Raw genomic sequence first — 2,922 nt, forward strand, 5'->3', positions numbered from 1 at the left:
CCCCGGAGACCTCGTCGTGGCCGAGGAGACCCGCGACCCCCGCGGGGCGGTCACCTGCACCGGGACCGCCCTGCTCGCCGGGGCACTGGCCCGCGCCGTCCCCGGGCGGACCGTGCACACCGGCGTACTGACCGGCTCCGACCACGTCGTCCGCGGCCAGGAGCGCGACCGGCTGCGCGCCGCCGGCGCCATCGCGGTCGACATGGAGTCCGCCGCCACCCTGTGGACCGCCTCAGGGGCGGGCCGCCCGGTTGCGGCCGTCCGGGTGGTCGTGGACGCTCCGGAGCACGAGCTCGTCCGTATCGGCACGGTGCGCGGAGGAATATCTGCCTTCCGCGTGTTGCGCGCCGTACTTCCCGCTTTTCATGACTGGCACCGTTCGTTACTGCTTCCCAGGAGGTGAACCAGATGGCCATGCCGTTGCGACAGTCCATCAGGGTCGGTACCTATCTTTTCGAACAGAAGCTCCGCAAGCGCGAGAAGTTCCCGCTGATCGTCGAGCTGGAGCCGCTCTACGCCTGCAACCTGGCCTGTGAGGGGTGCGGGAAGATCCAGCACCCGGCCGGGGTGCTGAAGCAGCGCATGCCCGTCGCCCAGGCGGTCGGCGCCGTCCTCGAGTCCGGCGCGCCGATGGTGTCCATCGCGGGCGGCGAACCGTTGATGCACCCCCAGATCCACGAGATCGTGCGGCAGCTGGTGGCCCGGCGGAAGTACGTCTTCCTCTGCACCAACGCCCTGCTGCTCCGCAAGAAGATCGAGAAGTTCACCCCGTCCCCCTACTTCGCCTTCGCCGTGCACATCGACGGACTGCGCGAACGCCACGACGAATCCGTGGCCAAGGAGGGGGTCTTCGACGAGGCCGTCGCCGCGATCAAGGAGGCCAAGCGGCGCGGATTCCGGGTGACCACGAACTCCACCTTCTTCAACACCGACACCCCGCAGACCGTCATCGAGGTGCTGAACTACCTCAATGACGACCTCCAGGTGGACGAAATGATGATCTCGCCCGCCTATGCCTACGAAAAGGCCCCCGACCAGGAGCACTTCCTGGGCGTCGAGCAGACGCGGGAACTCTTCAGGAAGGCTTTCGCGGGCGGCAACCGGCGCCGCTGGCGGCTCAACCACTCCCCGCTCTTCCTGGACTTCCTGGAGGGCAAGGCCGATTTCCCCTGCACGGCCTGGGCCATTCCCAATTACTCCCTCTTCGGCTGGCAGCGCCCCTGCTACCTGATGAGCGACGGATACGTGCCCACCTACCGGGAACTCGTCGAGGAGACGGACTGGAGCAAGTACGGCCGCGGGAAGGACCCGCGCTGCGCCAACTGCATGGCGCACTGCGGCTACGAGCCCACCGCCGTCCTCGCCACGATGGGCTCCCTCAAGGAGTCCCTGCGCGCCGCCCGCGAGACGGTCGCCGGGAACCGGGACGCGAAGGCATGACGGGGCCGCAGGCAGGGGCGGCCGGCGGGGGACGGTTGGCCGGCGGCGGAGGGTCGGCCGGCGGCGGAGGGGGCTTCGACCTCGCCGCGCTGCTCGCCGAGCGCGGCGGGGAGCGCTACGAGCTGCACGCCCGCCACCTCAACCACCAGCTGCCCCGCATGCTGCGCACCATCGGCTTCGACAAGGTCTACGTGCGCGCCGAGGGGGCCCACTTCTGGGACGCCGAGGGCAACGACTACCTCGACATGCTGGCCGGGTTCGGGGTGATGGGCCTGGGCCGCCACCACCCGGTGGTCCGCCGGGCCCTGCACGACGTCCTGGACGCCCAGCTCGCCGACCTGACCCGCTTCGACTGCCAGCCGCTGCCCGGGCTGCTGGCCGAGAAGCTGCTCTCCCACAGCCCCCACCTGGACCGCGTCTTCTTCGGCAACAGCGGCACCGAGGCGGTCGAGACCGCCCTGAAGTTCGCCCGCTACGCCACCGGCCGGCCCAGGATCCTCTACTGCGACCACGCCTTCCACGGGCTCACCACCGGCTCGCTGTCGGTCAACGGGGAGGGCGGCTTCCGCGACGGCTTCGCCCCGCTGCTGCCCGACACGAAGATCGCCCTCGGGGACCTCGCGGCCCTGGAGCGCGAGCTGCGCCGGGGCGACGTGGCCGCCTTCGTGGTCGAGCCGATCCAGGGCAAGGGGGTGCACGCCGCCCCGCCGGGGTTCCTGCGCGCCGCCCAGGAGCTCCTGCACCGGCACAAGGCGCTGCTGATCGCCGACGAGGTGCAGACCGGCCTCGGCCGTACCGGGGACTTCTACGCGTACCTGAACGAACCGGGCGTGGAACCGGACCTGGTGTGCGTGGCCAAGGCCCTCTCCGGCGGCTACGTGCCGGTCGGCGCGACCCTGGGCAAGGACTGGATCTTCCAGAAGGTCTACTCGTCCATGGACCGGGTCCTGGTGCACTCCGCGAGCTTCGGCTCCAACGCCCAGGCGATGGCGGCCGGCCTGGCGGTCCTCCACGTCATGGAGGAGGAGAAGGTGGTGGCCAACGCCCGCGCCATGGGGGACCTGCTGCGCGGGCGGCTGGCCGCGCTCGTGGACGAGTACGAGATGCTCCACGAGGTGCGCGGCCGGGGGCTGATGATCGGCATCGAGTTCGGCCGGCCGTCCTCGCTGGGCCTGCGCAGCCGCTGGACGATGCTCCAGGCGGCCCGCAAGGGGCTGTTCGCGCAGATGGTCGTGGTGCCGCTGCTGAACAGGCACCGGATCCTCACCCAGGTCTCGGGGGACCACCTGGAGGTGATCAAGCTGATCCCGCCGCTGATCGTGGACGAGGGGGACGTGGACCGGTTCGTCGGCGCCTTCCGGGAGGTCATGGACGAGGCGCACGGCGGGGGCTCGCTGATGTGGGACTTCGGCCGGACCCTGGTGAAGCAGGCCGTCGGGAACCGCTAGGTGTATTGACCCGCAGCGTTGTTAACGCTGGTCA

General features: G+C 70.3%; 3 protein-coding genes. All 3 read left to right on the plus strand.

All coding sequences use genetic code 11. From position 1 onward, the window contains the following. Nucleotides 1-403, plus strand: a 403-nt coding sequence (locus tag VR44_RS35975; RefSeq protein ID WP_045951862.1) for a phosphorylase family protein, incomplete at its 5' end; no start/stop codon positions are given. Between the two features lie 5 nt (nucleotides 404-408). Continuing rightward, nucleotides 409-1,440 carry an adenosyl-hopene transferase HpnH gene (hpnH, locus tag VR44_RS35980; RefSeq protein WP_045951864.1) on the plus strand — a complete coding sequence of 344 codons (1,032 nt, stop codon included), beginning with the start codon at nucleotides 409-411 and terminating at the stop codon, nucleotides 1,438-1,440. Then, a complete protein-coding gene (locus tag VR44_RS35985; protein WP_245692789.1) occupies nucleotides 1,437-2,888 on the plus strand; it encodes an aspartate aminotransferase family protein in 1,452 nt (483 codons plus the stop codon). The genes hpnH and VR44_RS35985 overlap by 4 nt, the downstream gene beginning before the upstream one ends. Nucleotides 2,889-2,922: the final 34 nt, after the last annotated feature.

The sequence above is a fragment of the Streptomyces katrae genome, from assembly GCF_000966975.1.
Taxonomy (GTDB): domain Bacteria; phylum Actinomycetota; class Actinomycetes; order Streptomycetales; family Streptomycetaceae; genus Streptomyces; species Streptomyces katrae.